Genomic DNA, 25061 nt, shown 5'->3' on the forward strand with positions numbered 1-25061 from the left:
AGCCGCCAACATCGCTATTGCGACAACAAATACGCCGCCATATCGCGGGCGTCCGATTCGGTGACGTCCATCGCCGGCATCGCCGTCCGCGGGTTGATCTGCTGTGGATCGCGTATCCATCTCGCCAGGTTGGCGGCGCTGTTGGGCAGGTGGCCGGCGATGTATTTGCGCGCCGCGAGGTCCTTCAGCGGCGGACCGACGAAGGTATCCGGCCCGGTCACGCCGGGAATCACATGGCAGGCGTTGCACGCATACTGGCTGAGCGCGAGCCGTCCGCGCCCAACATCGGCGTGCGCGCGTTCCGGCCGTGGCGCGCGCGGTTGCGCGCCCGCTTGTTTGGTGACCGCCGCGTAGGCCTGCGGCGACAGCTCCGGCAGCGCGACCAGAAAACCAACCACCGCCCACAAATCCTCGTCGGCGAGATGGAACTCCCACGCCGGCATGCCGCTCATCTTGATGCCGTGGCGGGTGATCCAATACAGTTCATTCGGACGCCAGCGGCGCGAGGCGTCGGCCAGCGGTCCCGGCACCGGCTGCATGCTTTTGCCGATATCGTCCTGGGCGACACCAGGCGCGCCATGGCAGACCACACAATTATCCCGATATAGTCCGGCCCCGCGCAGCAAGGCCGGCGACGACGCCGCGCCGCCTTCCGATACCGCCCGCGCCTTGGCTTGCGTCACAAACGCCGGGGTTTGAACGTCCCGTGCGTGGTGCCGCACCGATTCGCGCATGCCTTGTTCAAGCACCGTGTGTACCGGCTGGAGGTGCAGCTTGGTCGAGGAGATGTCGTAAAAGCCGCCGAAAAAGACCACCGCGCCGATGGCGGCGCCCAGCACCCCGAGCGTCGCCAGCGTGGCGGCGACGGAGATCAAAACGAGTCGTCGGCGGTGCATCGTCATCGTTCGAGCCCTTCGCCGAACGGGCCGATAACGCCGCGCTGGCTGGTGTTCTGTTGAAAATAGCGAAATGATATGTTTCTTGTATTATAGCCATTCAACTGGCTTGAGCAGGTTCCAATCGTGCGCGTCCTTTACCTCTCCCTACTGGCGTTGTTGGCCGCTTGCGATACCGGCGAGCAGGCGCGTTCGCCGGTGCCAGGCGCCGACATCGGGCGCGGCAAGCTGCTGCTGGCGCAGTACCAGTGCGGGTCCTGCCACCAAATCCCGGACGTGGCGGCCGCGCGCGGCACGCTCGGCCCGGCGCTGGAGAGTTATGGCCGGCGCAGTTACATCGCCGGCCAGATCCCTAATCATCCCGATGCGCTGGCGCGCTGGATCGTCGACCCCGCGTCCATGAAGCCCGGCACCGCGATGCCCGCCATGGGCGTGTCGGCCGCCGACGCCCGCGACATGGCGGCCTACCTGTACGCGCTGCCATGAGCGTATCCATGAGTCCAACCGAGTGGCTGCAATCGGCGCTGCACCCGGCCGGGCCGGATGCAGCCGTCATCGCGCAGCTGACGTGGGTGTTGTTCATCGGCGGCACGCTGCTGTTCATCGGTGTGATGGTCCTGTGCGCGTTGAGCCTTCGCGGCGGGCGTCCGCTGCGGCCGATGGTCTGGATCGTCGGCGGCGGCGTGCTGCTGCCGCTGGTGCTGCTGTCGGCGCTGCTGGTGTTCGGCACCTGGCGCAGCGCCCAATTGAGCAAGCCGACGTCGCAGCACGCGATCAAGATCTCGGTGATCGCGCGCATGTGGTGGTGGGAGGTGCGCTACACCGATCCCGCCGGCGGCCGGGATATCGTGCTGGCCAACGAGATCCGTGTGCCGCTCGGCCAGCCCGTGTATTTGGGCCTGAGCAGCGCCGACGTGATCCACAGCTTCTGGGTGCCGGCGCTGGCGGGCAAGGTGGACATGGTGCCGGGCCGCGTGCACGGCATGACGCTGCAGGCGGATCGCGCCGGCGTGTACCGCGCGCAGTGCGCCGAATACTGCGGCGAGCAGCATGCCCGCATGGCGTTGCACGTCGTGGCGCAGTCGCCGGCCGAGTTTTCCGCCTGGCTGGCGGCGCAGGCGCGGCCGGCGGGAGTCATTGTGCAGGGTGGCGAGGTCGAACGCGGACGGCGCGCCTTCGACGAACAGCGTTGCGCCTCCTGCCATACGATACGCACGGAACCAGGCGCGGGTGCGACGTCGGCCAACGGCGCCGCCGCCTTGGGTCCCGACCTGACGCACGTTGGCAGCCGCTTGTATCTGGGCGCCGGCACCCTGCGCAACGGGCAGGGCGCGCTGGCGGCGTGGATCGCCGACCCGCACGTGGCCAAGCCGGGCGTGCGCATGCCCGCCAGCGCCGACATGGACGGCGCCACCTTGCGCGCGCTGGCCGCCTACCTGGAGCAGCTCAAATGACGGTGGTACGCGACGATCTTCCCAGCTCCCTGCCACGACCGGCGGGGGAGCTCGAGCAACTTGAACGGGTCTGGCGCACGCCGCGCGGGCTGGCCTTTCTCACCACGGTCAACAACACCAATATCGGGCTGCTCTACATCGGCACCGCGCTGCTGTTCTTCATCCTCGCCGGCATCCTGGGGCTGATGATCAGGGCGCAGCTGGCGGTGCCGGAGAACGCTCTGCTGAGCGCCGGTACCTACAACCAGGTGTTCACGATGCACGGCACGGTGATGATGTTCCTGTTCGCGATACCGGTGGTCGAGGCGATCGCCGTGTTCCTGTTGCCCGGCATGCTGGGCGCGCGCGACCTGCCGTTCCCGCGGCTGTCGGCCTACGCGTTCTGGGCCTACGCGGTGGGCGGCCTCGGTTTTTTCACAAGCTTGTTCTGGGGACTGGCGCCGGACGGCGGCTGGTTCATGTATCCGCCGCTGACGGGCAAGGAATATTCACCGGGCATGAACGCCGACTTCTGGCTGCTGGGGATAGGCTTCATCGAGATCTCGGCGATCGCCGGCGCCATCGAGCTGATAGTCGGCATACTGTTTACGCGCGCGCCGGGCATGACCCTTGGGCGCATGCCGGTGTACGCGTGGGCCATGCTGGTGGTGGGCGTGATGATCGTGTTCGCGTTCCCGGCGGTCATCGCCGGCACCACCTTGCTGGAACTGGAACGCGCCTACGATTGGCCGTTCTTCATTCCCGCGCGCGGGGGCGACCCGCTGCTGTGGCAGCACCTGTTCTGGTTTTTCGGCCACCCGGAGGTGTATATCATTTTCCTGCCGGCGGCCGGCATGGTCTCGACGATGATACCGGCGCTGGCCGGCACGCCGCTGGTGGGGCACCGCTCGATCGTCGCGGCGCTGGTGGCGGTGGGCTTCTTCAGTTTCGCGCTGTGGGCGCACCATATGTTCACAGCCGGCCTGGGACTGCTGGAAACGAGCCTGGTGTCGGCGGCCAGCATGGCGGTGGCGATACCGACGGGCGTGCAGGTGTTCGCGTGGATCGCCACCTTGTGGCGTGGCCAGGTGCGCATCAACGCGCCGACCCTGTTCCTGCTCGGCTTTATGTTCATCTTCGTGCTGGGCGGCCTGACCGGCGTGATGGTGGCGGTGCTGCCGTTCGACTGGCAGGTGCACGACACCTATTTCATCGTCGCCCACCTGCACTATGTGCTGATCGGTGGCCTGGTGTTCCCGATGTTCGCCGCGCTGTATTACTGGATGCCGCTGGTGAACGGCAACCGCATGTCGGAGCCGGTCGCGCGCTGGGTATTCGGGTTGATGTTCGGCGGGATGAACCTGGCGTTCTTCCCGATGCATATCACCGGGTTGCTGGGCATGCCGCGCCGGGTGTACACCTACTCGCCGGAGATGGGGTGGGATCTTCTGAATCTGTTGTCGAGCGTGGGCGCCTTCGCGCTGGCGTTGGGAGTGCTGGTGTTCATCGTCGACGCGGTGCGGACGTTGCGCCGGCCGGAGCGCGAGCATGGCAACCCGTGGAACGCCTCCACGCTCGAATGGCTGCCGGCCGACGATTACGCCACGCGCAGCATTCCGCAGGTGGCGTCGCGCGAGCCGTTGTGGGATAGGCCGCAACTGGCGCGGGAGGTGGAAGAGGGTGCGCACTGGCTGCCGGGCACCGCGACCGGGCGGCGCGAGTCCATCGTCACCAGCCCGGTGCGGGCGCGCCCGCTGTATCTGCTGGTGCTCCCGGGTGACAGTTGGTGGCCGTTCGCCGCCGCCGTCGGAACGGCCGGCTTCTTCCTGCTGTTGACGATCAAAATGACCTTGGTCGCGTGGGTCTGCGGCATTGTGGCGGTGGCCTCGGTGCTGGCGTGGATGTGGCAATCCGACACGCCGCCGCAGCAGCGCACGGCCAAGGTGGCGGACGACGTCGTGCTGCCGGTCGGTGTCACCGGCACTGCCTCGCACTCGTGGTGGGGCACCGTCATCATGCTGGTGGTGGACGGCACCATCTTCGCCTCCTTCCTGTTCGCCCATATCCACATATCGATGCGGCTGGAAGTGTGCCCGCCGCCGGGCAGCCGCCTGCCCGAACCGTTTTGGCCGTTGCTGTCGTGCGGCCTGTTGCTGGCCGGCTCGCTGTTGATCGAATGGACCCGGCGCACCTGCGCCGTCGCGCCGGCGAAGCCGGGCAAGACGCCGCGCCGGGGGCAGGGCTGGCAACGGCTGGCGATCGCGCTGGCGTTGGCGTGCATGCTGGGTGCCTTCGGACTCGATCTGCGCGGTCAGGCGCTGGCGGGGCTCGATCCGACCGCCCACGCGTGGGGCGCGACGGTGGCGGCGATGCTGGCCTATCAGGGACTGCACGCGGTGTTGTTGTTCATTCTGGCGGTTTATCTGTTGGCCCGCTCCTGGAGCGGCAGGCTGGCGCCGGCCAGCCGCGCCACCCTGGACAACTGCGCCTTGGTGTGGCATTACGCCACGCTGCAGGGATTCGTCATCGCGGCAGCGGTGCAATGGCTGCCCAAACTGATGGGATGATCATGCGCACCCAGGACCGGCTGTTGAGAAAAATGACGCTGGCGGTGGCGCCCCTGCTGGTCTGGGCCGCGCACTTCTTCTTTTGCTATGCGTGGACGGCGGCGGCTTGCCAGCGCGGCGGCGATCCCGCCTTGGCGCTGGTGGTGGCGTCGGTACTGGCGGTGTGCGCGGCGGCGGTGCTGCTGGCGTTCGCGCTGCGGCGGATATGCCGCGCGCCGCAACCGGTGCGCCTGATCGTCTGGGTCCACTTCGCGTCCGCCGCGCTGGCGCTGGCGGCCATCGTATGGACTTGCGTGCCGATGCTGATGCTGGACATGTGCACCGGGCCGTGAGCGGTCATGGTCGGCTTTTTCGGCCACCCCGGCGTTATGTTTCGTGACAATGCGTGTACATTTTTTGTTAAATATTGTGCTACATTGCTTTGTTTTCTTTTCCGAGTGGCATATACGCCGCGTCGTCACATGCAAGCAAAGCATTCGCTGTACGCGTTCCTGTTATTGATGTTCGCGCTGTTCGCACTGTACTTTTATTCCAGCCGTCCGCAGCACGCGGGGACGGCGGCGTCTCCGCATCGGCCCGCCGACACCTGGTTGGCCTATCCTCGCGCCGCGCGTTATGCGCCATCAAGCGATCAGGCACAAGCCGATCTTCCAGCGGCCGTCGCGGGCCTACCGCTGGCGACCCAAATCGATCTTCTGGTCTCCACCGGCGCGCCGGCCGATGCGCTGCGCGCTTACTGGCTGGCGCAGGCCTGCATCGACTTCGCGGAGAAGGGCATGCTGCTGAAGGAGGATTCACGAAGCAAGACGTTCCTGCGCGGGTTGACCGACGAGGAATATCGGGCGCAAACGGCGCTTTGCGCCGGTATGACGGAGCGCATCAAAATGTCGCGTCTTGACCATCTGGCGATCGCCGCCAGGGCCGGGGTGAGCGGGGCGGACGACGCTTTCCTGCGTGTCGGTCCTTTCGGCGATCGCAGTGCTCTCCAGACGCGGCCGGACGATCCGGCTGTGAAGGCCTGGCGACTGGAGGCCGAGCAGTTGTTGACCTCCCACGCGGAGGCGGGCGACATATTAAGCATGCTGACCTTGATGCAGGAGTACAGTGGCTACGGAGAGACGCTGGACGCCGATCCGGCGTTGGCGCTGCGTTATACCTACGCGGTGAGCGAGATATTCGATCGCATGCTGGCACGTAGCGACCCGAAGTTCCCCAATCCTTACAAGGCACAGGTGGACCTGGCGTTGAAGGGGCCACTGTCGACGGAGCAGGTGACCACGGCGATCGCCGCCGGCAAGGACATGGCGGAGAAGGCGGCCGGGCTGCAGGCGAAGAATCGCGCCGACGCGGCTAGCCGATAGGATCGGAGGCCGGACGATGGGTAAACCAGATATTTCTTGCGATGTCGCCCCCGAGTTGCTGGCGGGTTGGCTTGCCGCGCGTTCGATCGCGCGCGGCTTGCCGCTGCCGGTACCCGATAGCGGTGGACTGCGCGTCGACACGGGATTGGCCAGTGAAGTCCGGCGCTATGTGTTCTCCGGGCCGGTGCCGGAAATACGCGAGCTGGCCAGGTCGATCACGCAACCGCGCATCTTTATCAAAATGATCGGGCCTGCGGAACAACTACTGGGACTTGTGCCGCCCGCATGGCAATCGCAGCCCGGCGCCCACATGATGATCCATGACGGCAGGCAGGATGCGCGGCCCGCCTTGCCTCTGGGGTATCGGCTGGCGATGGCCGCCGACGGCTTCACCACCGTGGCCCGCATTTTCAGCGGCGACGGCGACCTTGCCGCCAGCGGCTATGCGGCGGAATACAACGGAACCTTCATCTTTGACCGAATCATCGTCGAGGAGGCGCATCAGCGGCGAGGGTTGGGCAAGGCGATGATGGCGGTGCTGGGAGCTGCACAACGCTCGCGCGCCACGCGGCGCGTTCTCGTGGCGACCGACGCCGGGCGTGCACTGTATTCAACGTTAGGCTGGACTGCTATCGCGCCATATTCCACCGTGGTGATTTAGTACGCCGCGTCTATCAGGGGATAGGTAGCTTCGCGCCCCTTGTGGCAAACACTCGATTTTTTCCTCTCTTTTCCTCTATTTTCTTCTATTTCGATCGCTAATTTTAAAAGCAGTAAAAAAGCGAAGAAAAGAGAGGAAAAGAGAGGTCGAAAGAGAGGGTTTACCACAGGGATTGAGACGGGTTGACCACACCCGCGCTGCTAGACCAATTGCCGGGCGTGGACGGGACGAAGTGCGACGGTAGCCGCGAACGCCGCCTGAATCAGGATCGTTCGAGTTCCTCTTTGCGGCCGCCGGCGCGCAGTTTGCCCAGGGCGACGGCGGCCGCCGAGGTGCGCGTCTCGACGCCAAGCTTCACGAACACGTGCTCCAGGTGCTTGTTGATGGTGCGCGGACTGGTGCCCAGGATTTCGCCGATATCGCGGTTGGTCTTGCCCTTGATGAGCCAATTGAGCACCTCCGATTCGCGCTGCGTCAGTTTAAACGCCGCCATCAGCTTTTCGATCTGGGCGACGTCCGATTCCTCGCGCAGCACGATCATCCATTGTTCGTCCTCGCTGAACTCCGCCGCCGAGAAGATCAGCCGGCGGCTGCCGCGCGCCAGGGTCAACGGCGGATGCGACTGGCCCTGGCTGTGCGCGGCCTGCGTGGCCGCCAGCCAGTTGGTCAGCTCCGAGTCGACCAGATAGCCCTGCATCAAGGTGCGCGCCAACGGCGTTTGCCAGACGATCTTGCCCTCGCGCGGAGACATCGCGATGACCGCGTTGCCGAAGGCGTCCAGCGCGCTGCGGGCCTGGTCCATCAGGCGCGCCGTCTGCATGTGGGCGGCGATCCGGGCCAGCACCTCGCCGGTGCGCAGCGGCTTGGTGACGTAGTCGTTGCCGCCGGCCTCGAAGGCGGCCACCACATGCTCGGCCTCCGTCAGGCCGGTCATGAACACCACCGGGATATGGCGCGTGGCCAGGTTGGCTTTCAGCCGGCGGCACGCTTCGAAGCCGTCCATGCCGGGCATGATGGCGTCGAGCAGGATGATGTCCGGCTGCGCTTCGGCGGCGCGCTGCAACGCCGCCTCGCCGTTGTTCGCCACCAGTACCGTGAAGCCCGATTCGTCCAGCGCGTCGTGCAGCACGGCGAGGTTTTCCGGCACGTCGTCGACCACCAGCACCAGGTTGCCGCGCGCGGGTTCAATGTTGAAGTTCATCGCTCTTGTTCTTTCGGACAAAGTCAGCCATCGCATCCAGCTGGAAGCGTTTGGCAAAATCGCGCATGGTGTGGGTGAAGCCGGCGTAACGTGCATCGATCGCGTCGATCTCGTCGAGTTTGGCCTGGATGCCGCGCACATAGCCGATGCGTATCAATTCCTCCAGCGCCGCCATCTGCGCGGCGGGCGGCAGCGCCATGGCCGCCGACGGCGCCGGCATCTCGCTGCTGATCGTCTCCGCGCGCGGCCGCGTGATCCATTCCAGCGCCAGACGGCGGCCGATCCAGTCCAGCAGCTCGCCGACGTTGACCGGTTTGATGATGAAGTCCTCCGCCTTGATGCCGGCGGCGTTCTCCATGCCCTTGTCGAAGGCGTTGGCCGACACGATGGCGATCGGCACCGGCGACAACTGGCGGCGGCGCAGGATGTAGCTGGCCTCCCAGCCGTCCATGCCCGGCATGGCGAGGTCCATCAAAATCAGGTCCGGCCGGAACGAGGCGTGCAGGTCGAGGCATTCCAGGCCCGACGCGGCCTGCGCGATCTCGAACCCCAGCGGCGCCAGGATGTTGAGCAGCAGTTCGCGGTCGACGCTTTCGTTGTCGACGACCAGGATGCGCCGGCGCGGGCCGCGATAGCCGCTGCGCTGCTGCGCCGGCGCCTCCAGTTCCCGCAGTGCGTTGCCGGTGACGTGCACGCTGGGCAGGAACAGCCGGATGTGGAACAAGCTGCCCTGCAGCGGTGCGCTGCGGATCTTCATTTCGCCGCCCATCAGCTGCGTCAGCATTTTGCTGATCGGCAGACCGAGGCCGGTGCCGCTGGCGTTGGCGTGCGCGCTGGCGCTGCCGCGCGTGAACGGCTCGAAGATGTGGTCGAGCTCCTCCTTCAGGATGCCGGGACCGGTGTCCTCGATCTCGAACGAGGCGATCTCGCGCGCGTACTTCAGCCGCAGCACGACGCCGCCCTCGCTGGTGAACTTGACGGCGTTGCCGAGGATGTTGATGAGGATCTGGCCCAGGCGTTTGCGGTCGGCGCGCACGATGCGCGGCAACGCGCCGGTCAACTCGTAGCGGAAGGTCAGGCCCTTGTTGGCCGCCTGCAGTTCGAACATGCGCACCAGCTGTCCGATGAAGTCGGGGAAGTTGATCTCCTTGGTGTCGAAGGTCAGCTTGCCCCCTTCGATGCGGGCGATGTCGAGCGTGCCCTCGATCAGCGACAGCAGGTGCTCGCCGCTGCTGCGGATCACGCGGATGGCCTGCTGGCGGTGCTCGGGGATCGACGGGTCGTTGTCGAGCAGCTGGGCGTAGCCGAGTATCGAATTCAAAGGCGTCCGGATCTCGTGGCTGATGCCGGCGATGTAGCGGCTCTTGGCCTGGTTGGCCAGGTCGGCGGTCTTCTTGGCCTGCTGCAGCTGGGCGTCGGTCCGGCCGTGCAGTTCGATCTCGCGCGTCAGCAGGCCGGTTTGCCGGTTCGATTCCTCCTGCGCCACGCGGCGGCTTTCGCTGGTGAGCACCAGCCACCAGGCGACGATGCCGCTGGTGATCAAGAGCGCGGCGAAGATCTTGAAGAACACCAGCCGCAGTTGCGGCAGCAGCGCGGCGTCGCCGGCGGGCAGCACCGATTGCTCGTGGTAGTAGATCAAGCCGAGCAGGGCGCCCAGGAACAGCACCGTGACGATCATCAGCAGCAGGTAGTGTCCCAGGCCGCTGCCCAGGTAGCGCCACGTGGATTCGGGCAGCAGCGCCCGCATCGCCTGTTGCCACTGCGCCGACACCTTCGCGTGCGGTTTGCAGACGTCGTTGCAGCGCGCGTCCAGGCAGCAGCACAGCGAACAGATCGAACCCTGGTAGGCCGGGCAGTGCGCCATGTCCTCGGCCTCGTATTCCTTCTCGCAGATCACGCAGGTCTTCTGCACCACGCCGGGCTGGCGGGCGATATAGTATTTGCCCTTGGTGGCGATGGCGATCAGCGGCGCCGCCACCAGCGCCGTGAGCAGCGCGATGAAGGCGGAGAAGGCCTGCGCCTGGTGGCCGAACACGCCCATGAAGGCGGCCACCGACAACGCCGACGCCAGCACCATGGCGCCGACGCCGACCGGGTTGATGTCGTACAGGTAGGCGCGGCGGAACTCGATGCCCTTGGGGCTCAGGCCCAGCGGCTTGTTGACCACCAGGTCTGCCACCACCGCCGTGATCCACGAGATGGCGATGCACGAGTACAGGCCGAGCACCTGGTCGAGCGCCTGGAACACGTCGAGCTCCATCAGCAGCACGGCGATCAGCGCGTTGAACACGGCCCACACCACGCGCCCCGGGTGGCTGTGCGTCAGGCGCGCGAAGAAGTTCGACCACGCCAGCGAGCCGGCGTAGGCGTTGGTCATGTTGATCTTGACCTGCGAGATCACCACCAGCAGCGCGGTGGCCAGCAGCGCCCAGCGCGGATCGGCGAACACCTGGCCGTAGCCGGCCAGGTACATATGCGTGGGGTTGACGGCCAGGTCCAGCGGCACGGCGCTGCTGATGGCCAGGAAGGCCAGCAGCGCGCCGCCCAGCATCTTGGCGATGCCCAGCAGGATCCAGCCGGGGCCGGCGATCAGCACGCCCAGGTGCCAGCGCACGCGGTTTTCGGCGGTCTTGGGCGGCATGAAGCGCAGGAAGTCGACCTGCTCGCCGATCTGCGTGATCAGCGCCACGCCGACGGCGGTGGCGGCGCCGAACATCAGCACATTGAACTGGCCGTTCTGGCCGGAGCGGCCGGCGTAGTCCATCAGTTGCGGCAGCAATTGCGGCTGCTTGTGCAGGATGGCCACGAAGGGCAGGGCCATCAGGATCAGCCACACCGGCTGGCTGACCATCTGGATGCGGCTGATCAGGGTCACGCCGTGCGTCACCAGCGGGATGACCGCCAGCGCGCTGACCATATAGCCCAGGTAGAGCGGCAGGCCGAAATACAGTTCGAGCGCGTAGGCCATGATGGCCGCCTCCAGCGCGAACAGGATGAACGTGAACGAGGCGTAGACGAAGGAGGAGATGGTCGAGCCGATGTAGCCGAAGCCGGCGCCGCGCGTGAGCAGGTCCATGTCGACGCCGTAGGTGGCGGCGTAGTAGCTGATCGGCAGGCCGGTGAGGAAGATGATCAGGCCGACGGCCATGATGGCCCACAGCGCGTTGATGAAGCCATAGTTGACGGTGATGGTGCCGCCGATGGCCTCGAGCACCAGGAAGGAGATGGCGCCGAAGGCCGTGTTGGAGACGCGGAACACCGACCATTTGCGGAACGAACGCGGCGTGTAGCGCAGCGCGTAATCCTCGATCGTCTCGTTGGCCACCCAGGTGTTGTAGTCGCGCCGGATCTTGACGATGCGCTGGGGCGGTTCGGTCTCTGCCGCGGTGGTGCTCATGTGCTTCCCGTTTGGTCTTATAGGTATTCTCCCTTCTTTTGAAGCAAGAAATATGCCGAATGGTGTGCCGCGGTGCGGGGTTTTCGTCTCGCGCGCGCCCGTTTCGTTATGGGCGCCGGCGGCGCCGGGCGGGCTTGTAGAGTGGATTCGTCGGAATTGTCCGGCCCACATCGAACCAGCGGGAGAAACCATGAATAAAATTTTAGCCAACAGCCTTCACAACGCGGTGCTGCAACGCGGCGCCCTCGGCCAATCGGAGGCGCCCAAGAAAGACGGCGCCGACCCGAAACACGGCTAGCCAGAGAGGGAAACCATGGAAAAGATATCGATCACGCGCGTCCACGACGCGCAGCAGCACCGGTGCGGCGCGTCCGGCCACGGCGCGTCCCCGGCCGGGCCGGGCGCATTTAATATGGACAAGGAGTGGGAGCAGGCGGTGCGGCGTTTGATGCAACGCGGCGTGGGCGCCAAATCGGCGGCGCCCGCGATCGACGGCGGCGACCATAAGCGCCCGAAGCACCATCACCACGCCCATCACCACCCCCATCATCACCACCACCACGGCCACCACCACGGCCATCATTCCCATAAGGCCGCCGACACGCAACCGGCGCTGTGGCAGTCCGTCGAGGCGCATGGAGGCGTCCCCGCGCATCACATCGGCGCATCCGTCCCGCTGGTGCACAACAATGGTGCAAAATCGGCGGGCACGACGGCGATCGCCCCGCGCGCCGCCGTCAAGCCGGTCACCCTGGCCGCGACCGCCCCGGTGTCGAGTCCGGTGTCGGCCGGGCGCCCGGCGGCCAGCACGACGCCGCCCGAGCCGACCGGCATCGTCGACGTGGATAGACCGATCATCGTGCACGCGGGCGAAACCTTCGATGGCGGCGGCAAGTATTACCGTCCGACCAAGGCGCTGGGCGACGGCGGCGTCAGCGAGACGCAATTGCCGGTGTTTATCGTGGAGTCGGGCGGGACGCTGAAGAACGTGCAGTATTCGGGCGCCGACGGCATCCACCTGATGGGCGACGCCAAGCTCGACAGGGTGGTCAACCGCGACGTCGGCGAGGACGCCATCACCATCGACGGCGACGCCAACCGCGCGGTCGACGCGCAGCGCGCCGGGGTCGCCGCGACCGCGCTGGGCCGGCCGGCGCAGGTCGAGATCACCAACTCGTCGTTCTACCACGCGCACGACAAGGTGATCCAGACCAACGGCGACGCCAACGTCAAGCTCAAGGGGATACAGGCGTCCGACGTCGGCCAGTTGATGGTCACCAGCGGCGGCAAGCCGATCACGGCGCATGTCGATTTCGAGGATTCGGTGTTGCGCGACGTCAAATATGACGTCTTCCGGTTCGATTCGCACACCTCGAGCGTCAACTTCAAGAACGACGACACCGGCCACGCGGGACTGGAGGCGATGATGGGCGATACCAGCAAGGCCACCGGCGCGGCCAGCGTGCGGCAGTCGGTCGACACGGTCTGAGCGGCGAACCCGGCCCGCCTAGCGGTGCTTTCTGGTGTTGAGTTTGTCCAGCAGGCGGGCCAGCTCGTCCTGCATGGCCGGCGACAGATTGGTGAACTGGCAACCGATCTGCACCTGCTCGCCCAGCAGGAAGGAGCGGAAGGTGCGCGACAGGCGCACCTCGAGGTCGGCGATCATGACCGAATCGGGGCCCAGTTCGAGCCGCACGCGCTGCAGCTTGCGCCCCACGTGCAGGCCGACGCAGTCGCGCGGCGGCGCGCGCATGCCGACGCCGCCCGACGAGAAGTCGTACAGCTGCAATTCGTACGGTTTGCCGTTCAACACGAACGAGGCCATGTAATAGATGCCCAGCGGCGTCTCCAGCCGGGTCGAGGCGCGCCGGTTCAGCACCAGGCACTTGAGCGGGAAGCCCAGCGGGATCAGGGTCGGCACGCCGGGCTGGCAGGCCCAGTCCTCGGACGTCAGCTTGAACTGGATCTTCGCCGAGCGCAGCCAGGCGACAAAGGTCGCCTCGCCGGGCGGCAGGAACTCGCCCTCGTTCAGCTCGAGCACGAAGCGCGGATTTTCGGGGTCCACCGAGCGGATGCGCGCCATCACCACGTTGGTGGTGCTGGCCGGGTAGATCGACACCGGGTCGCCGTTGTCGGCGAGCAGGGTCAGCGAATCGCCGATGTCATGTTCATCGGTCATGTCATGCGGCTTCGAACCCGCCGGTATCGGCTCCACAGCATCTTTTAGGCTGGGCGGGCCGCGGCGCATTTCATTGGGTATTGGATCGTTCACGACGGCATATCTCTTTGATTGTGACTTCAGCAATGCGAGGTCGGTTCGAACAGTTTACAAGTTATTCGTGCGCTTGGCTTGCTAAATAGCAATAACCAGTGAGAATATTTCGCGGAATGTGCGGTTTGATCCACGCGCGGGCGGGGATGGCGCCGCCGGCGCCCCGGCCGCCGCTTAGAATTGCTCTTCGGGACGCAGGTAGCGCCACTGGCCGACCGGCAGGTCGCCCAGTTTGACCTTGCCGATGCGTACCCTTTTTAAACCGACAACTTTCAGGCCGACCATGTCGCACATGCGGCGGATCTGGCGTTTTTTGCCTTCGCGCAGGGTGAAGCTGAGCTGGTCGTCGTTTTGCCAGCGCACCTTGGCCGGCAGCAGCGGTTTGCCGTCCATCCACAGGCCGTGGTTGAGCTTTTTCAGGTCGCTGTCGGGCAGCTTGCCCGGCTTGGTGTACTCGACGCGCACCAGGTATTCCTTGTCGACGCTGGTGGTCTCGCCGATCAGGTGCTTGGCCACGCGGCCGTCCTGGGTCAGCACCAGCAGGCCGACCGAATCGATGTCGAGCCGGCCGGCCGGCACCAGCGAACGCAGCTGGGTGGGGTGGAACAGTTCCGGCGACGGATCGTCCGGCCAGCGGTTCTCCGGCTTGACCAGCACCACGGCTGGCTGGTAGCCGTCCTCGGCCTGGCCGCTGACGTAGCCCATCGGCTTGTTGATCAGTACCGTCACGCGCTTCGATTGCTCGGCGGCCGCCTGGCGCTCGACGGTGACTTTCTGGCTTGGATAGACCTTGCTGCCCAGCTCGGAGACGACCTGGCCGTCCACCCGGACCCAGCCGCGCGCGATCCACTCGTCGGCTTCGCGGCGCGAGCACAGGCCCAGTTCGGACATGCGCTTGGACAGGCGTAATAATTCTTCTGACATGATGCTTTTCTATAAATGATGAATGGCGCAGTTTATACTTTGATCGCCTCGAGCAGGTCGGTTTCCAGCTGCAACTGGCTGCGGGCGTTGCCCAGCGCCGCGCCGTCGATCAGGAACACGTCCTCGACCCGCTCGCCCAGTGTCATGACCTTGGCCGTATGCAGGTTGAGGCGGTACTTGGCCAGCACGTTGGCGATCGAATACAGCAGGCCGGTGCGGTCGTTGGCGGCGATCGACAGCAGGTAATACTGCCCGCGCTCGTCGGGCCGCAGGTCCACCGTCGGCTGCATCGGGAAGGTGCGCGACAGGCGCGACAAGCGCCCCTTGCCGGGCGCCGTCAGCGGCTCCGGATGGGTCAGCGCGCCGCACAGCTCGTGCTCGATCAGGTTGATGATGTCGCGGTAGCTCTTGGCGAAGTTCTGCTCGGTCACCAGGAAGGTGTCGAGCGCGTAGCCGTGGCGCGTGGTGTGGATCTTGGCGTCGAGGATGCTGAAGTTCTTGCGGTCGAAATAGCTGCAGATGCGCGCGAACAGGTCGGGCTGGTCGCGGATGTAGACGGCGATCTGCAAGCCCTCGCCGATCGGCGCCAGGCGGCACTTGACCACCGGCTTGTCGCTGGTGAAGCGGTCGTACAGCGCGCGCGTCTGCCAGGCGATGTCGGAGGCGTCGTGGCGCAGGAAGTAGGCGACGTCGAGCTGGCGCCAGAAGGCTTCGTGCGCGTCCGGCCCCAGGCCGTACAGGCGCAAGGTGGCCAGCGCCTCCTGCTGGCGGTTCTTCAGTTCGTGGTCGGCGCTGTGCGGCTCGCCGCCCAGCACGCGCAAGGTGATGCGGTACAGGTCCTCGAGCAGCTTGGCCTTCCAGGCGTTCCACACCTTGGGGCTGGTGCCGCGGATGTCGGCCACCGTCAGCAGGTACAGCGCCGTCAGGTGGCGCTCGTCGCCCACCGTCTTGGCGAAGGCGGCGATGACGTCCGGGTCCGACAGGTCCTGCTTTTGCGCCACCTGCGACATGGCCAGGTGCTGCTCGACCAGGAACACCACCAGCTCGGTGTCCTCGGCGCCCATGCCGTGCTCGACGCAGAACTGCTGGGCGTCGACCGTGCCCAGCTTGGAGTGGTCGCCGCCGCGTCCCTTGGCGATGTCGTGGAACAGCGCGCCCAGGTACAGCAGCCACGGCTGGGCGAAGTTGGCCATCAGCTGGCTGCAGAACGGGTACTCGTGCGCGTGCTCGGCCATCGTGAAGCGGCGCATGTTGCGCACCACCATCAGGATGTGCTGGTCGACCGTGTAGACGTGGAACAGGTCGTGCTGCATCTGGCCGACGATCTTGCGGAAGTTGGGCAGGTAGCGGCCCAGGATCGACAAATCGTTCATGCGGCGCAGCGCGTGGATGATGCCCTGCGGCGCCTGCAGGATGCGCAGGAACAGCGCGCGGTTGGCCGGATCGGCGCGGAACTGGGTGTCGATCAGGAAGCGGTCGTGCCACAGCGCGCGCATGGTGCGCGAGGTCATGCCCTTGAGCGAAGGCCGCTCGGTCATCAGCACGAAGATTTCCAGGATGGCCGACGGCCGCTGGGCGAAGGTGTCGTCCTCGCGCATGTCGATCAGGCCGTTCAGGTCGTTGAAGCGCTCGTTGATCGGCACGGCCAGCTCTTCCTGCGGGAACAGGCGTTCCTCGATGTTTTGCAGCAGGATGGTGTTGAGCTGGGTGACGGTCTTGGCGGCCCAGTAGTAGCGCTGCATCAGGTATTCGCTGGCGCGGCGCATGCCGGGGCCGCTGCCGGTGGCCTGCAAGCCCAGCGACTCGGCGATGGCGGTCTGGATGTCGAACACCAGGCGGTCCTCGCGCCGGCCCGCGTGCAGGTGCAGGCGCACGCGGATGTCCTTGAAGGCGCGCTCCTTTTCCATCAGCTGCTTGGCCTCGGTCTGCGTGATCAGGCCGCTGGTGGCCAGGGTGCGCCACGAGTTGGCCAGGCCGGCGGCCTTGACCAGCCACAGGATCACCTGCAGGTCGCGCAGGCCGCCCGGGCTTTCCTTGCAGTTCGGCTCCAGGCTGAAGGCGGTGTCCTCGTACTTGGCGTGGCGCTGGCGCATCTCCAGCAGCTTGGCGTGGTAGAAGGCGCGCGGGTCCATCGCGGCGTCGTAGCGGCGCTGCAGCTGTTCGAACAATTGTTCGTCGCCGCAGATCACGCGCGCCTCGAGCAGGCTGGTTTGCACGGTGATGTCGGCGGCCGATTCGGTCAGGCATTCATCGACGGTGCGGATGCTGTGGCCGATCTCCAGGCCCAGGTCCCACAGCAGCTGCACCAGTTCCTCCAGCTTGGCGGTGGTGGGGCCGTCGGGCGCCGCCTCGAGCAGGATCAGCAGGTCGACGTCGGAATAGGGGAACAGCTCGCCCCGGCCGTAGCCGCCGACGCCGATCAGCGCCGTGTTGGCCGGCAGGCGCGCCTCGTGCCAGGCCGTCGTCAGCACCGCGTCGACGCTCTGGCGCAGGCTGCGCAGCAGCTTTTCCGGCATGCCGTCGGCCTGGAAGCCGGCGATGACGATCTGGCGTTCGGCCTTGAGCTGGCGCTTGAGCTGCTCGCGCAGCTCGTTCTTCATGACGGCCGCCGACATGCGCGCTTACGCCGCCACGGCCGGTGCGGCCGAGGCGTCGGCGTCGAGGATGAAGGCTGGCGGCGGCGGGCTGCCGGCCGACAGGGTCAGCACCTCGTAGCCGGTCTCGGTGACCAGGATGGTGTGTTCCCACTGCGCCGACAGGCTGCGGTCCTTGGTTTTGATGGTCCAGCCGTCGCCCATCTCGCGGATTTCGCGCTTGCCGGCGTTGATCATCGGCTCGATGGTGAAGATCATGCCCGGCTTGAGCTCGTCGAGCGTGCCCGGACGGCCATAGTGCAACACCTGCGGCTCCTCGTGGAAGATCTTGCCGATGCCGTGGCCGCAGAACTCGCGCACCACGCTGTAGCCGGCTTTTTCGGCGTGCTGCTGGATGGCGTGGCCGATGTCGCCCAGGTGCGCGCCCGGCTTGACCTTGGCGATGCCCAGCCACATGCATTCGTAGGTGATGTCGGACAGGCGCTTGGTCATGATCGACGGCTCGCCGATCAGGAACATGCGGCTGTTGTCGCCGTGATAACCATCCTTGATGACGGTGATGTCGAGGTTGACCGAGTCGCCGCTCTTGAGCACCTTGTCGCCCGGGATGCCGTGGCAGATGACGTCGTTGACCGAGGTGCAGATCGCCTTCGGGTAGGGCGTGTAGCCCGGCGGGCAGTAGTTCAGCGGCGCCGGGATGGTGCCTTGCACGTTGACCATGTATTCGTGGCAGAGGCGATCCAGCTCGCCGGTGGTCACGCCGGCCTTGACGAAGGGGGTGATGTAATCGAGCACTTCGGAGCCCAGGCGGCCGGCCACGCGCATGCCGGCGATATCTTCGGCGGATTTGATGGAGATAGACATAGAGGATCGCAATCAGCAAGGTAAACGGTAAAAACGCAGGCGGCGAGCGGACTTTCGTCCGTCGCGGCGTGCAAATATGCTGAAATTATAAACGACGCCGGGGGCGTCGCGTGCGGCAACAGCGGCTCCGTGGCGGAATCGGTCCCGGCGCTGCCCGGTCTAGCCTCAGGCGGCCTTGCCGGCGGCGGCCAGGGCGGCGGCCGCGCGGCGCTTGCGGCGCGCCGCGAAGCCCAGCAGGCCCAGCCCGCTCAACAGCATGGCGTAGGTTTCCGGTTCGGGCACCGGGGCGACCGGCGTCACGCCCGGCGGCGGGGGCGTGATCGGACGCACGCTGCCGCCCGGGAAGATCGGCTGGTTGGTCGGAGTCGGGCGGCCGGTGAAGCCGCCCGGGCCTTCGACCGTGCGTTCCTCGATCGGCGCCATCGCCAGCGGCGCCGGCAGGAAGCCGGCGGTGCGCAGGTTCGGCACGTCTTCGACGATGGGCGCGTCCAGCAGGCCGAGATCGCTGTCGCCGACATGCTCGTTCCAGTTCGGCGGCGTCGCGGCGGCCGGCGGCGGCAGTTGCGCCACGGCGGGGCGGGGGCGCACGATGCGGCTGACGTTGCCGCAGATTTTTGGTACCAGGATGCAATGTTGGTCGACGCAGTAGACGGCGCCCGGTTCATTGCGGCTGGCGGCCCATTTGCTGCGGGTGACGGTGTGGCAGACGGAGGCGGCGCCGAAGTGCATGTCGCGGATCTCGGCGTCGTAGACGTACTTGCCGGTGATCGCGTCGCGCGTGATGTTGACGGTCTCGTCCGGATTGCCATAGGTGATGCGGTGCTTGAGCTTGACGCGTGTGCGTTCCGGGATGTCTGTGTAGCGGTCGATCGCGGCGTCGGTCTTGCCGGTATACGGGTTGGCGCCCGGCCGATCCCAGGAGCAGCTGGGTTGCACGGTGGCCGCGGCCGCGAGGGTAATGGCAAAGAGGGTAGACATTGAGGACAATCTCCGAAACGCAATATTGCAATTTTATCAGGTCTTACAAAAAAGCAAGTGTCTTATGGCTCAGGCACTAAACTTTTGCAAATGATATTACAAATTGCCCACGATTCCCATGATTCAGAACAATAAATTTCTAGTTGTTACAATTTAACGTTTGGGCCGTTGTATTGCGGTCGACAATTGACATTGTTTGTCCAGGGCAAGGGCGACCGGCAGGTCCGCGGCGTGAAGGTGCAGTCGTCGCGGTGGGCAAAGATTGCTAAGATCGCTAGTAAACACGTCGGGAAGACGTTTAACCTATAAAACAACAGTTAATTGCCAAAAGGAAAACAATGCAAATTACCTCGGTGTCGTTGGGCGCCTTGCTCGCCAATCTCCTTATCGCCGCCGCCTCGGTCGCGCAGACGGACCCGGCCGCGACCGAGCTGTGGGCGCCCGAGCCGGTCAAGGTGGTGCCGGGCGAAGGCGCCAAGCCGCCGTCGGACGCCATTGTGCTGTTCGACGGTGCCGACCTGAAGGAGTGGGTTTCCACCGACGCCAAGCTTGGGGCGGCCACATGGCCGGTGGCCGACGGAATTTTGAAGGTGCGGAGCGGCTCGGGCCACATCCAGACGCGGCGCGACTTTCTCGACTACCAGCTGCACATCGAATGGCGCACCCCGGCCGAGGTTGTCGGCGCCGGCCAAAGTCGCGGCAACAGCGGCGTGTTCCTGGCCGCCACCGGTCCGGCGTTGCGCGGGTACGAGTTGCAGGTGCTCGATTGCGCCGCGAACAAGACCTATGTCAACGGACAGGCCGCCAGCATCTATAAACAGTTTCCTCCGCTGGTGAATGCCTGCCGTTCGAATGGTGAATGGCAAAGCTATGACATCCTGTGGAGCGCGCCGCGCTTCCGCGCCGATGGCGCGTTGCAGAGTCCGGCGCGCGTGACGGCTTTCCACAATGGGGTGCTGGTGCAATGGAACGTCGAACTCAAAGGCGAAACGCTGTATGTGGGAACGCCCCGGTATTTCCAGCATGGGCGCTCGCCGATCATGTTGCAGGATCATGGGGATAAGGGGCCGGGTGTGGAGTTTAGAAACATCTGGGTCAGGGAGGTTAAATGAGCCGCCGGCCGCTCCGCGCCTAACACTTCTCGCACACTTCCTTGAACAAGCGGGGCGTTGCAATAGACAGTGCGCTGCGCATTATTCGCGCGCGCATGTTTAGGCCTACGCTCCGGGCGCAACTTGCCAATAATTTTTGACGCGCCAAAAAGAGGAAGAGACGAATGAAACTGAAAAAATGCGGTAGCGGGATGATGCTGGGGGCTGCCCTGGCGGTATGGGGCGGGAGTAATGCGATTGCCGGCGGTGCTGCCGAACCCGCCAATCCGACGTTTAACTGGACCTCAAGCCCGCCGCTTATCGCGCCGCAGGCCGATCCGAATCAAACGATTTACGGCGTCAAGGATCCTTCGGTCGTTTACGCGAACGGCAAATATCATGTGTTTCTTACCACTGCCGGTTCGACCGGCTGGGGGCTGGGCTACACCAGCTTCGACAAATGGGAGAACGCGCCGGCCGCGAAGATCGTCCCGCTGGATAAATCCCCGATGGGGCCGGGGTATCGGGCGGCGCCGCAGGTGTTTTATTTCGCTCCACAGAAAACCTGGTATATGGTCTATCAGGGCGCCGATCCGCTGTATTCAACCTCGAAAGATATCGGCGATCCGATGTCCTGGAGCGCGCCGAAACCGTTCTTTCCCGTCGTGCCCGACATCGTCAAGGCGCCGCTGGGCGTCGGCTGGCTGGATTTTTGGGTGATTTGCGACGATAAAAAATGCTATATGTTCGGCACCGACGACAATGGACGTTTGTTGCGGTCCGAAACGGAATTGAGTAAATTCCCTAACGGTTTCCATAACACCGTCGCCGTCATGACCGAAAAGAAGGAAGACGTGTTCGAGGCGAGCAATACTTATAAGATCGCCAACACCAGTACCTACATCACCCTGGTGGAGGCGATCTCGCCCAAGGGACGTTACTTCCGTATCTGGAAGAGCGATCGCCTCGACGGAAAATGGGAGCCTTTCTCGTCCGCGCCGATGAACGCGTTCGCGACCGCCGACAATGTTGAAAAGATTTGGTCGGAAGGCATTTCCCACGGTGAAATGGTGCGCACCAATACCGATCAAACGATGACGATCGATCCTTGCCGGCCGCTACAATATCTGTTCCAGGGCAACGACCCCAAGGTGCGCGTCGACGACTACATCAAGCTTCCGTACCGCCTGGGCGTGATCACGGCCAAGGGTGAAAATCCGGTCAGCGCGCTGTGCCGCTGATCCGGCGCGCCATCTGCGGACTTGCCTAAGTGGCTGTTTTCAGTGTAGAATCTCGGGTTGCTTGGATTTGACTTTCGGTTCAGGCAATAAAGTAGTCAATATTGTTTATTCATAAACGCGAATCCGATCGACAAGGGTGCCTATATGGTGACTGATCGGATTCCAGACCCAACCCTGGAGTTAAATATGTCCGTAACGATGCGCGAAATGCTGGAAGCCGGTGTCCACTTTGGTCACCAAACCCGTTTCTGGAACCCAAAGATGGCACCGTTCATCTTCGGTCACCGCAACAAGATCCATATCATCAACTTGGAAAAGACGATGGGTATGTATCAAGAAGCGATGAAACACGTGAAGCAGGTTGCTTCGAACCGCGGCACCATCCTGATGGTCGGCACCAAGCGTCAAGCCCGCGAAATCATCGCTGCCGAAGCGGCACGCGCAGGCGTTCCTTTCGTCGATCAGCGTTGGCTCGGCGGCATGCTGACCAACTTCAAAACCATCAAGACCTCGATCAAGCGCCTGAAAGACATGGAAGCCCAGATCGAAGACGGTTCGGTTGAGAAGCTGTCGAAAAAAGAAGCGCTGATGTTCCAACGCGAAATGATCAAGCTGCAAAAATCGATCGGCGGTATCAAGGACATGGGCGGCGTTCCTGACGCAATCTTCGTCGTTGACGTTGGCTACCATAAAGGCGCCATCACCGAAGCCGCTAAACTGGGCATCCCGGTCATCGGCGTGGTCGATACCAACCACTCGCCAGAAGGCGTTCAGTACGTTATTCCAGGCAACGACGACTCGTCGAAAGCCATCACGCTGTACGCCCGTGGCGTGGCAGACGCGATCCTGGAAGGCCGTGCGGCCGCCGGTAACGAGATCGTTGAAATGGTCAAAGCCGCGGCAGGCGACGAATTCGTCGAAGTGAACGAACAGGCTTAATTGTTCTGAACTAGCTGCAAGGAAAAAGGGGTGGCCAACAGCTCCCCCTTTTTTTTAACGTAAATGGGTAGAGCAGGGCTCACCGGCCGCTCCCCTTCCACCGAATACCGAATACAGGAGAAACACTATGGCAGCGATTACTGCAGCAATGGTAGGCGAACTGCGCGCCAAGACGGACGCGCCAATGATGGAATGCAAAAAAGCACTGACCGAAGCCGAAGGCGACATGGGCCGTGCCGAAGAGATCCTGCGCGTCAAGCTGGGCGGCAAGGCCTCGAAAGCGTCGTCGCGCGTGACCGCCGAAGGCGTGGTCGCCACCTACATCGCCAACGGCGTGGGCGCGCTGATCGAAGTGAACTCGGAAACCGACTTCGTCGCCAAGAACGACGACTTCCTGAACCTGGCCAACACCGCCGCCAAGCTGGTCGCCGAAAACAACCCGGCCGACGTCGCCGCGCTGCTGGCCCTGCCAGCTGGCAACGGCCAGACGCTGGACGAGGTGCGTGCCGCCTTGATCGGTAAAATCGGCGAAAACATGTCGATCCGCCGCTTCCAGCGCTTCGAAACGAGCGCCAAGCTGGCCTCGTACCTGCACGGCACCCGCATCGGTGTCGTGGTCGAGTTCGATGGCGCCGACGAGCAAGTCGGTAAAGACGTCGCCATGCACATCGCCGCGATGAAGCCGGTGTCGCTGTCGGCCGACCAGGTTCCCGCCGAACTGATCGAAAAAGAGCGCTCGGTCGCCCAGTTGAAGGCCGACGAGGACGCGGCCACCGCCGCCGCCGCCGGCAAGCCTGCGCAATCGCCGGAAATCGTCGCCAAGCGCCTGGAAGGCTCGGTCCAGAAGTATCTGAAGGAAGTGTCGCTGCTGAACCAGGCGTTCGTCAAGAACGACAAGCAGTCGATCGAACAGATGCTGAAAGAAAAAGCGACCACCGTGAAAGCGTTCACGATGTACGTCGTCGGTGAAGGCATCGAGAAGAAGGTCGATGACTTCGCCGCAGAAGTGGCCGCTCAAATGGCCGCTTCCCAGGGGTAATAGTGAAAACGGGCCGCGAGGCCCGTTTTTTTAGCCCGGCAAGATAATCTTGTCTGTAACACCAGTTGTCCCCGGCGGCCGTCGCGCCTATCTCAAGGTATGATAGGCGCCGGCAGCCTTCCCTGAATCAACCCCATACACACTTTAGGAGCCCCGTCTCATGTCCAAACCAGCCTACAAGCGCGTCCTCCTCAAATTGTCCGGCGAAGCCCTGATGGGCGATGATCCTTACGGCATCAACCGCGGCACGATCGAACGGATGGTCGCCGATGTGGCCGAGGTCGCGAAAATGGGCGTGGAACTGGCGATCGTCATCGGCGGCGGCAACATCTTCCGCGGCGTCGCCCCCGGCGCCCAAGGCATGGACCGCGCCACCGCCGACTACATGGGCATGCTCGCCACCGTCATGAACGCGCTGGCCTTGGCCGACGCCATGCGCCATGTCGGCATCACCGCGCGCGTGATGTCGGCCATCGGCATCGAGCAGGTGGTCGAGCCGTATGTGCGCCCGAAGGCGCTGCAGTACCTGGAAGAGGGCAAGGTCGTGGTGTTCGCGGCCGGCACCGGCAACCCGTTCTTCACCACCGACACGGCCGCCGCGCTGCGCGGTTCCGAGATCAGCGCCGAGATCGTGCTGAAGGCCACCAAGGTCGACGGCGTCTACACGGCCGATCCGAAGAAGGACCCGAACGCCACCCTGTACCACTCGATCACCTTCGACGAGGCGATCGCCAAGCACCTGCAAGTCATGGACGCGACCGCCTTCGCGCTGTGCCGCGACCAGAAATTGCCGATCAAAGTGTTCTCCATCACCAAGCCGGGCGCGCTCGCACGCGTCATCATGGGCGAGGATGAGGGTACACTGGTCCACGTCTAACGCTGTTAGTTAATACCATCATCATTTATATCCGATCACAGGAGAGCAGCAATGTCCGTAGCTGACGTTAAAAAGAATGCGCAAGAACGCATGACCAAATCGCTGGAAACCTTGCGCGCCGATCTGGCCAAGGTGCGCACCGGCCGCGCCCACACCGGCATCCTCGACCACGTGATGGTCGAATATTACGGTTCGCCGACGGCCCTGACCCAGGTGGCCAACGTCACCCTGATGGATGCGCGCACCATCGGCGTGCAGCCGTTCGAGAAGAAAATGGCCTCGACCATCGAAAAAGCCATCCGCGACGCCGACCTGGGCCTGAACCCGTCGTCGCAGGGCGACATGATCCGCGTGCCGACCCCGCCGCTGACCGAGGAACGCCGCAAGGAAATGGTCAAGCTGGTCAAGAGCGAAGCCGAGGACGCCAAGATCGCCGTGCGCAACATCCGCCGCGACGGCAATGAAAGCCTGAAAAAGCTGGTCAAGGACAAGGCCATCTCCGAGGACGACGAGCGCCGCGCCTCCGACGACGTGCAAAAGCTGACCGACAAGTTCATCGCCGACATCGACAAGATGGTTGTCGAAAAAGAAAAAGAAGTGCTGACGGTTTAAGTTCAGCGACGTCCCGATCGCCAGCCGCCCGGCCGCTTGTGTGCGTCCGGGCGGCGTCCGCTTTAGTGGCGTCTTGTTTTTTTGCGTCACACCTGCAATACTTTATACTTTGGC

At 64.3% G+C, this 25061-nt stretch carries 21 protein-coding genes; 13 read left to right on the plus strand and 8 right to left on the minus strand.

Going from position 1 to position 25061, the window contains the following annotated elements; genetic code table 11:
• Positions 1–14: 14 nt before the first annotated feature.
• Positions 15–902, minus strand: coding sequence for a c-type cytochrome (locus tag AC07P1_RS29830; RefSeq protein ID WP_494699238.1), 888 nt, complete (start codon positions 900–902; stop codon positions 15–17).
• Between the two features lie 120 nt (positions 903–1022).
• On the opposite strand from AC07P1_RS29830, the gene AC07P1_RS29835 reads away from it, so the two are divergent.
• The 6 genes from AC07P1_RS29835 to AC07P1_RS29860 all read left to right on the plus strand — a co-directional run bounded on the left by AC07P1_RS29835 (position 1023) and on the right by AC07P1_RS29860 (position 6918).
• Positions 1023–1382 (plus strand): c-type cytochrome, encoded by a 360-nt coding sequence (locus tag AC07P1_RS29835; RefSeq protein ID WP_494699239.1) that lies wholly within the window; start codon positions 1023–1025, stop codon positions 1380–1382.
• A gap of 8 nt (positions 1383–1390) precedes the next feature.
• Positions 1391–2350 carry a cytochrome c oxidase subunit II gene (locus tag AC07P1_RS29840; RefSeq protein ID WP_494699240.1) on the plus strand — a complete coding sequence of 320 codons (960 nt, stop codon included), beginning with the start codon at positions 1391–1393 and terminating at the stop codon, positions 2348–2350.
• Positions 2347–4896: a cytochrome c oxidase subunit I gene (gene ctaD, locus AC07P1_RS29845; protein WP_494699241.1), complete on the plus strand. Its 2550-nt coding sequence runs from the start codon at positions 2347–2349 to the stop codon at positions 4894–4896. The genes AC07P1_RS29840 and ctaD overlap by 4 nt, the downstream gene beginning before the upstream one ends.
• Before the next feature lie 2 nt (positions 4897–4898).
• Positions 4899–5228, plus strand: a complete 330-nt coding sequence (locus AC07P1_RS29850; RefSeq protein ID WP_494699242.1) for a hypothetical protein — start codon at positions 4899–4901, stop codon at positions 5226–5228.
• 129 nt (positions 5229–5357) lie between these two features.
• Positions 5358–6257 carry a hypothetical protein gene (locus AC07P1_RS29855; protein ID WP_494699243.1) on the plus strand — a complete coding sequence of 300 codons (900 nt, stop codon included), beginning with the start codon at positions 5358–5360 and terminating at the stop codon, positions 6255–6257.
• A 16-nt stretch (positions 6258–6273) separates the two neighbouring features.
• Positions 6274–6918, plus strand: coding sequence for a GNAT family N-acetyltransferase (locus tag AC07P1_RS29860; RefSeq protein ID WP_494699244.1), 645 nt, complete (start codon positions 6274–6276; stop codon positions 6916–6918).
• Between the two features lie 262 nt (positions 6919–7180).
• On the opposite strand, the gene AC07P1_RS29865 is transcribed toward AC07P1_RS29860, so the two are convergent.
• Positions 7181–8119 carry a response regulator gene (locus AC07P1_RS29865; protein ID WP_494699245.1) on the minus strand — a complete coding sequence of 313 codons (939 nt, stop codon included), beginning with the start codon at positions 8117–8119 and terminating at the stop codon, positions 7181–7183.
• The gene (locus AC07P1_RS29870; RefSeq protein WP_494699246.1) at positions 8103–11516 is read right to left on the minus strand and encodes a hybrid sensor histidine kinase/response regulator; all 3414 of its coding nucleotides are present in this window, start codon (positions 11514–11516) and stop codon (positions 8103–8105) included. The genes AC07P1_RS29865 and AC07P1_RS29870 overlap by 17 nt, the downstream gene beginning before the upstream one ends.
• 313 nt (positions 11517–11829) lie before the next feature.
• Between AC07P1_RS29870 and AC07P1_RS29875 the strand changes: the two genes are divergently transcribed.
• Complete coding sequence (locus AC07P1_RS29875) at positions 11830–13005, plus strand: pectate lyase (RefSeq protein ID WP_494699247.1); 1176 nt, start codon at positions 11830–11832, stop codon at positions 13003–13005.
• 18 nt (positions 13006–13023) lie between these two features.
• Here AC07P1_RS29875 and AC07P1_RS29880 read toward each other — a convergent pair whose 3' ends face one another.
• From AC07P1_RS29880 to AC07P1_RS29900, 5 genes are all read right to left on the minus strand, one after another.
• Positions 13024–13695, minus strand: a complete 672-nt coding sequence (locus tag AC07P1_RS29880; protein ID WP_494699248.1) for a flagellar brake protein — start codon at positions 13693–13695, stop codon at positions 13024–13026.
• A gap of 267 nt (positions 13696–13962) precedes the next feature.
• Positions 13963–14712, minus strand: coding sequence for a pseudouridine synthase (locus tag AC07P1_RS29885; protein ID WP_330918806.1), 750 nt, complete (start codon positions 14710–14712; stop codon positions 13963–13965).
• Positions 14713–14744: 32 nt separating this feature from the next.
• Entirely contained in the window at positions 14745–17327 is a 2583-nt protein-coding gene (locus AC07P1_RS29890) for a [protein-PII] uridylyltransferase (RefSeq protein WP_494699249.1), read from the minus strand.
• Between the two features lie 6 nt (positions 17328–17333).
• On the minus strand, positions 17334–18170 hold the full coding sequence (map, locus tag AC07P1_RS29895) for a type I methionyl aminopeptidase (protein ID WP_494699250.1): 837 nt from the start codon (positions 18168–18170) through the stop codon (positions 17334–17336).
• Positions 18171–18335: 165 nt separating this feature from the next.
• Complete coding sequence (locus AC07P1_RS29900; protein WP_494699251.1) at positions 18336–19148, minus strand: MHFG family PEP-CTERM protein; 813 nt, start codon at positions 19146–19148, stop codon at positions 18336–18338.
• Positions 19149–19486: 338 nt separating this feature from the next.
• Between AC07P1_RS29900 and AC07P1_RS29905 the strand changes: the two genes are divergently transcribed.
• The 6 genes from AC07P1_RS29905 to frr all read left to right on the plus strand — a co-directional run bounded on the left by AC07P1_RS29905 (position 19487) and on the right by frr (position 24947).
• Positions 19487–20260 carry a 3-keto-disaccharide hydrolase gene (locus tag AC07P1_RS29905; protein WP_494699252.1) on the plus strand — a complete coding sequence of 258 codons (774 nt, stop codon included), beginning with the start codon at positions 19487–19489 and terminating at the stop codon, positions 20258–20260.
• A 164-nt stretch (positions 20261–20424) separates the two neighbouring features.
• Positions 20425–21480 (plus strand): glycoside hydrolase family 62 protein, encoded by a 1056-nt coding sequence (locus AC07P1_RS29910; RefSeq protein WP_494699253.1) that lies wholly within the window; start codon positions 20425–20427, stop codon positions 21478–21480.
• Positions 21481–21666: 186 nt separating this feature from the next.
• Positions 21667–22419 (plus strand): 30S ribosomal protein S2, encoded by a 753-nt coding sequence (rpsB, locus tag AC07P1_RS29915; RefSeq protein WP_315212878.1) that lies wholly within the window; start codon positions 21667–21669, stop codon positions 22417–22419.
• Between the two features lie 127 nt (positions 22420–22546).
• Positions 22547–23458: a translation elongation factor Ts gene (tsf, locus tag AC07P1_RS29920; RefSeq protein WP_315399497.1), complete on the plus strand. Its 912-nt coding sequence runs from the start codon at positions 22547–22549 to the stop codon at positions 23456–23458.
• Positions 23459–23618: 160 nt separating this feature from the next.
• On the plus strand, positions 23619–24335 hold the full coding sequence (pyrH, locus tag AC07P1_RS29925; protein WP_090313876.1) for a UMP kinase: 717 nt from the start codon (positions 23619–23621) through the stop codon (positions 24333–24335).
• Positions 24336–24386: 51 nt separating this feature from the next.
• Complete coding sequence (gene frr, locus AC07P1_RS29930; protein WP_090313874.1) at positions 24387–24947, plus strand: ribosome recycling factor; 561 nt, start codon at positions 24387–24389, stop codon at positions 24945–24947.
• Positions 24948–25061: the final 114 nt, after the last annotated feature.

The organism is Duganella sp. GW821-FHT07F09 (genome assembly GCF_059418705.1).

Excerpts from the sequence above, each read along its gene's own strand:
- tsf (WP_315399497.1), top strand. The coding sequence starts at position 22,547 with ATGGCAGCGATTACTGCAGCAATGGTAGGCGAACTGCGCGCCAAGACG.
- AC07P1_RS29900 (WP_494699251.1), bottom strand. The coding sequence starts at position 19,148 with ATGTCTACCCTCTTTGCCATTACCCTCGCGGCCGCGGCCACCGTGCAA.
- AC07P1_RS29870 (WP_494699246.1), bottom strand. The coding sequence starts at position 11,516 with ATGAGCACCACCGCGGCAGAGACCGAACCGCCCCAGCGCATCGTCAAG.
- AC07P1_RS29890 (WP_494699249.1), bottom strand. The coding sequence starts at position 17,327 with ATGTCGGCGGCCGTCATGAAGAACGAGCTGCGCGAGCAGCTCAAGCGC.
- AC07P1_RS29885 (WP_330918806.1), bottom strand. The coding sequence starts at position 14,712 with ATGTCAGAAGAATTATTACGCCTGTCCAAGCGCATGTCCGAACTGGGC.
- AC07P1_RS29830 (WP_494699238.1), bottom strand. The coding sequence starts at position 902 with ATGACGATGCACCGCCGACGACTCGTTTTGATCTCCGTCGCCGCCACG.
- map (WP_494699250.1), bottom strand. The coding sequence starts at position 18,170 with ATGTCTATCTCCATCAAATCCGCCGAAGATATCGCCGGCATGCGCGTG.
- pyrH (WP_090313876.1), top strand. The coding sequence starts at position 23,619 with ATGTCCAAACCAGCCTACAAGCGCGTCCTCCTCAAATTGTCCGGCGAA.
- AC07P1_RS29860 (WP_494699244.1), top strand. The coding sequence starts at position 6,274 with ATGGGTAAACCAGATATTTCTTGCGATGTCGCCCCCGAGTTGCTGGCG.
- AC07P1_RS29850 (WP_494699242.1), top strand. The coding sequence starts at position 4,899 with ATGCGCACCCAGGACCGGCTGTTGAGAAAAATGACGCTGGCGGTGGCG.
- AC07P1_RS29875 (WP_494699247.1), top strand. The coding sequence starts at position 11,830 with ATGGAAAAGATATCGATCACGCGCGTCCACGACGCGCAGCAGCACCGG.
- frr (WP_090313874.1), top strand. The coding sequence starts at position 24,387 with ATGTCCGTAGCTGACGTTAAAAAGAATGCGCAAGAACGCATGACCAAA.
- AC07P1_RS29910 (WP_494699253.1), top strand. The coding sequence starts at position 20,425 with ATGAAACTGAAAAAATGCGGTAGCGGGATGATGCTGGGGGCTGCCCTG.
- AC07P1_RS29855 (WP_494699243.1), top strand. The coding sequence starts at position 5,358 with ATGCAAGCAAAGCATTCGCTGTACGCGTTCCTGTTATTGATGTTCGCG.
- AC07P1_RS29905 (WP_494699252.1), top strand. The coding sequence starts at position 19,487 with ATGCAAATTACCTCGGTGTCGTTGGGCGCCTTGCTCGCCAATCTCCTT.
- AC07P1_RS29840 (WP_494699240.1), top strand. The coding sequence starts at position 1,391 with ATGAGTCCAACCGAGTGGCTGCAATCGGCGCTGCACCCGGCCGGGCCG.
- AC07P1_RS29880 (WP_494699248.1), bottom strand. The coding sequence starts at position 13,695 with ATGACCGATGAACATGACATCGGCGATTCGCTGACCCTGCTCGCCGAC.
- AC07P1_RS29865 (WP_494699245.1), bottom strand. The coding sequence starts at position 8,119 with ATGAACTTCAACATTGAACCCGCGCGCGGCAACCTGGTGCTGGTGGTC.
- ctaD (WP_494699241.1), top strand. The coding sequence starts at position 2,347 with ATGACGGTGGTACGCGACGATCTTCCCAGCTCCCTGCCACGACCGGCG.
- rpsB (WP_315212878.1), top strand. The coding sequence starts at position 21,667 with ATGTCCGTAACGATGCGCGAAATGCTGGAAGCCGGTGTCCACTTTGGT.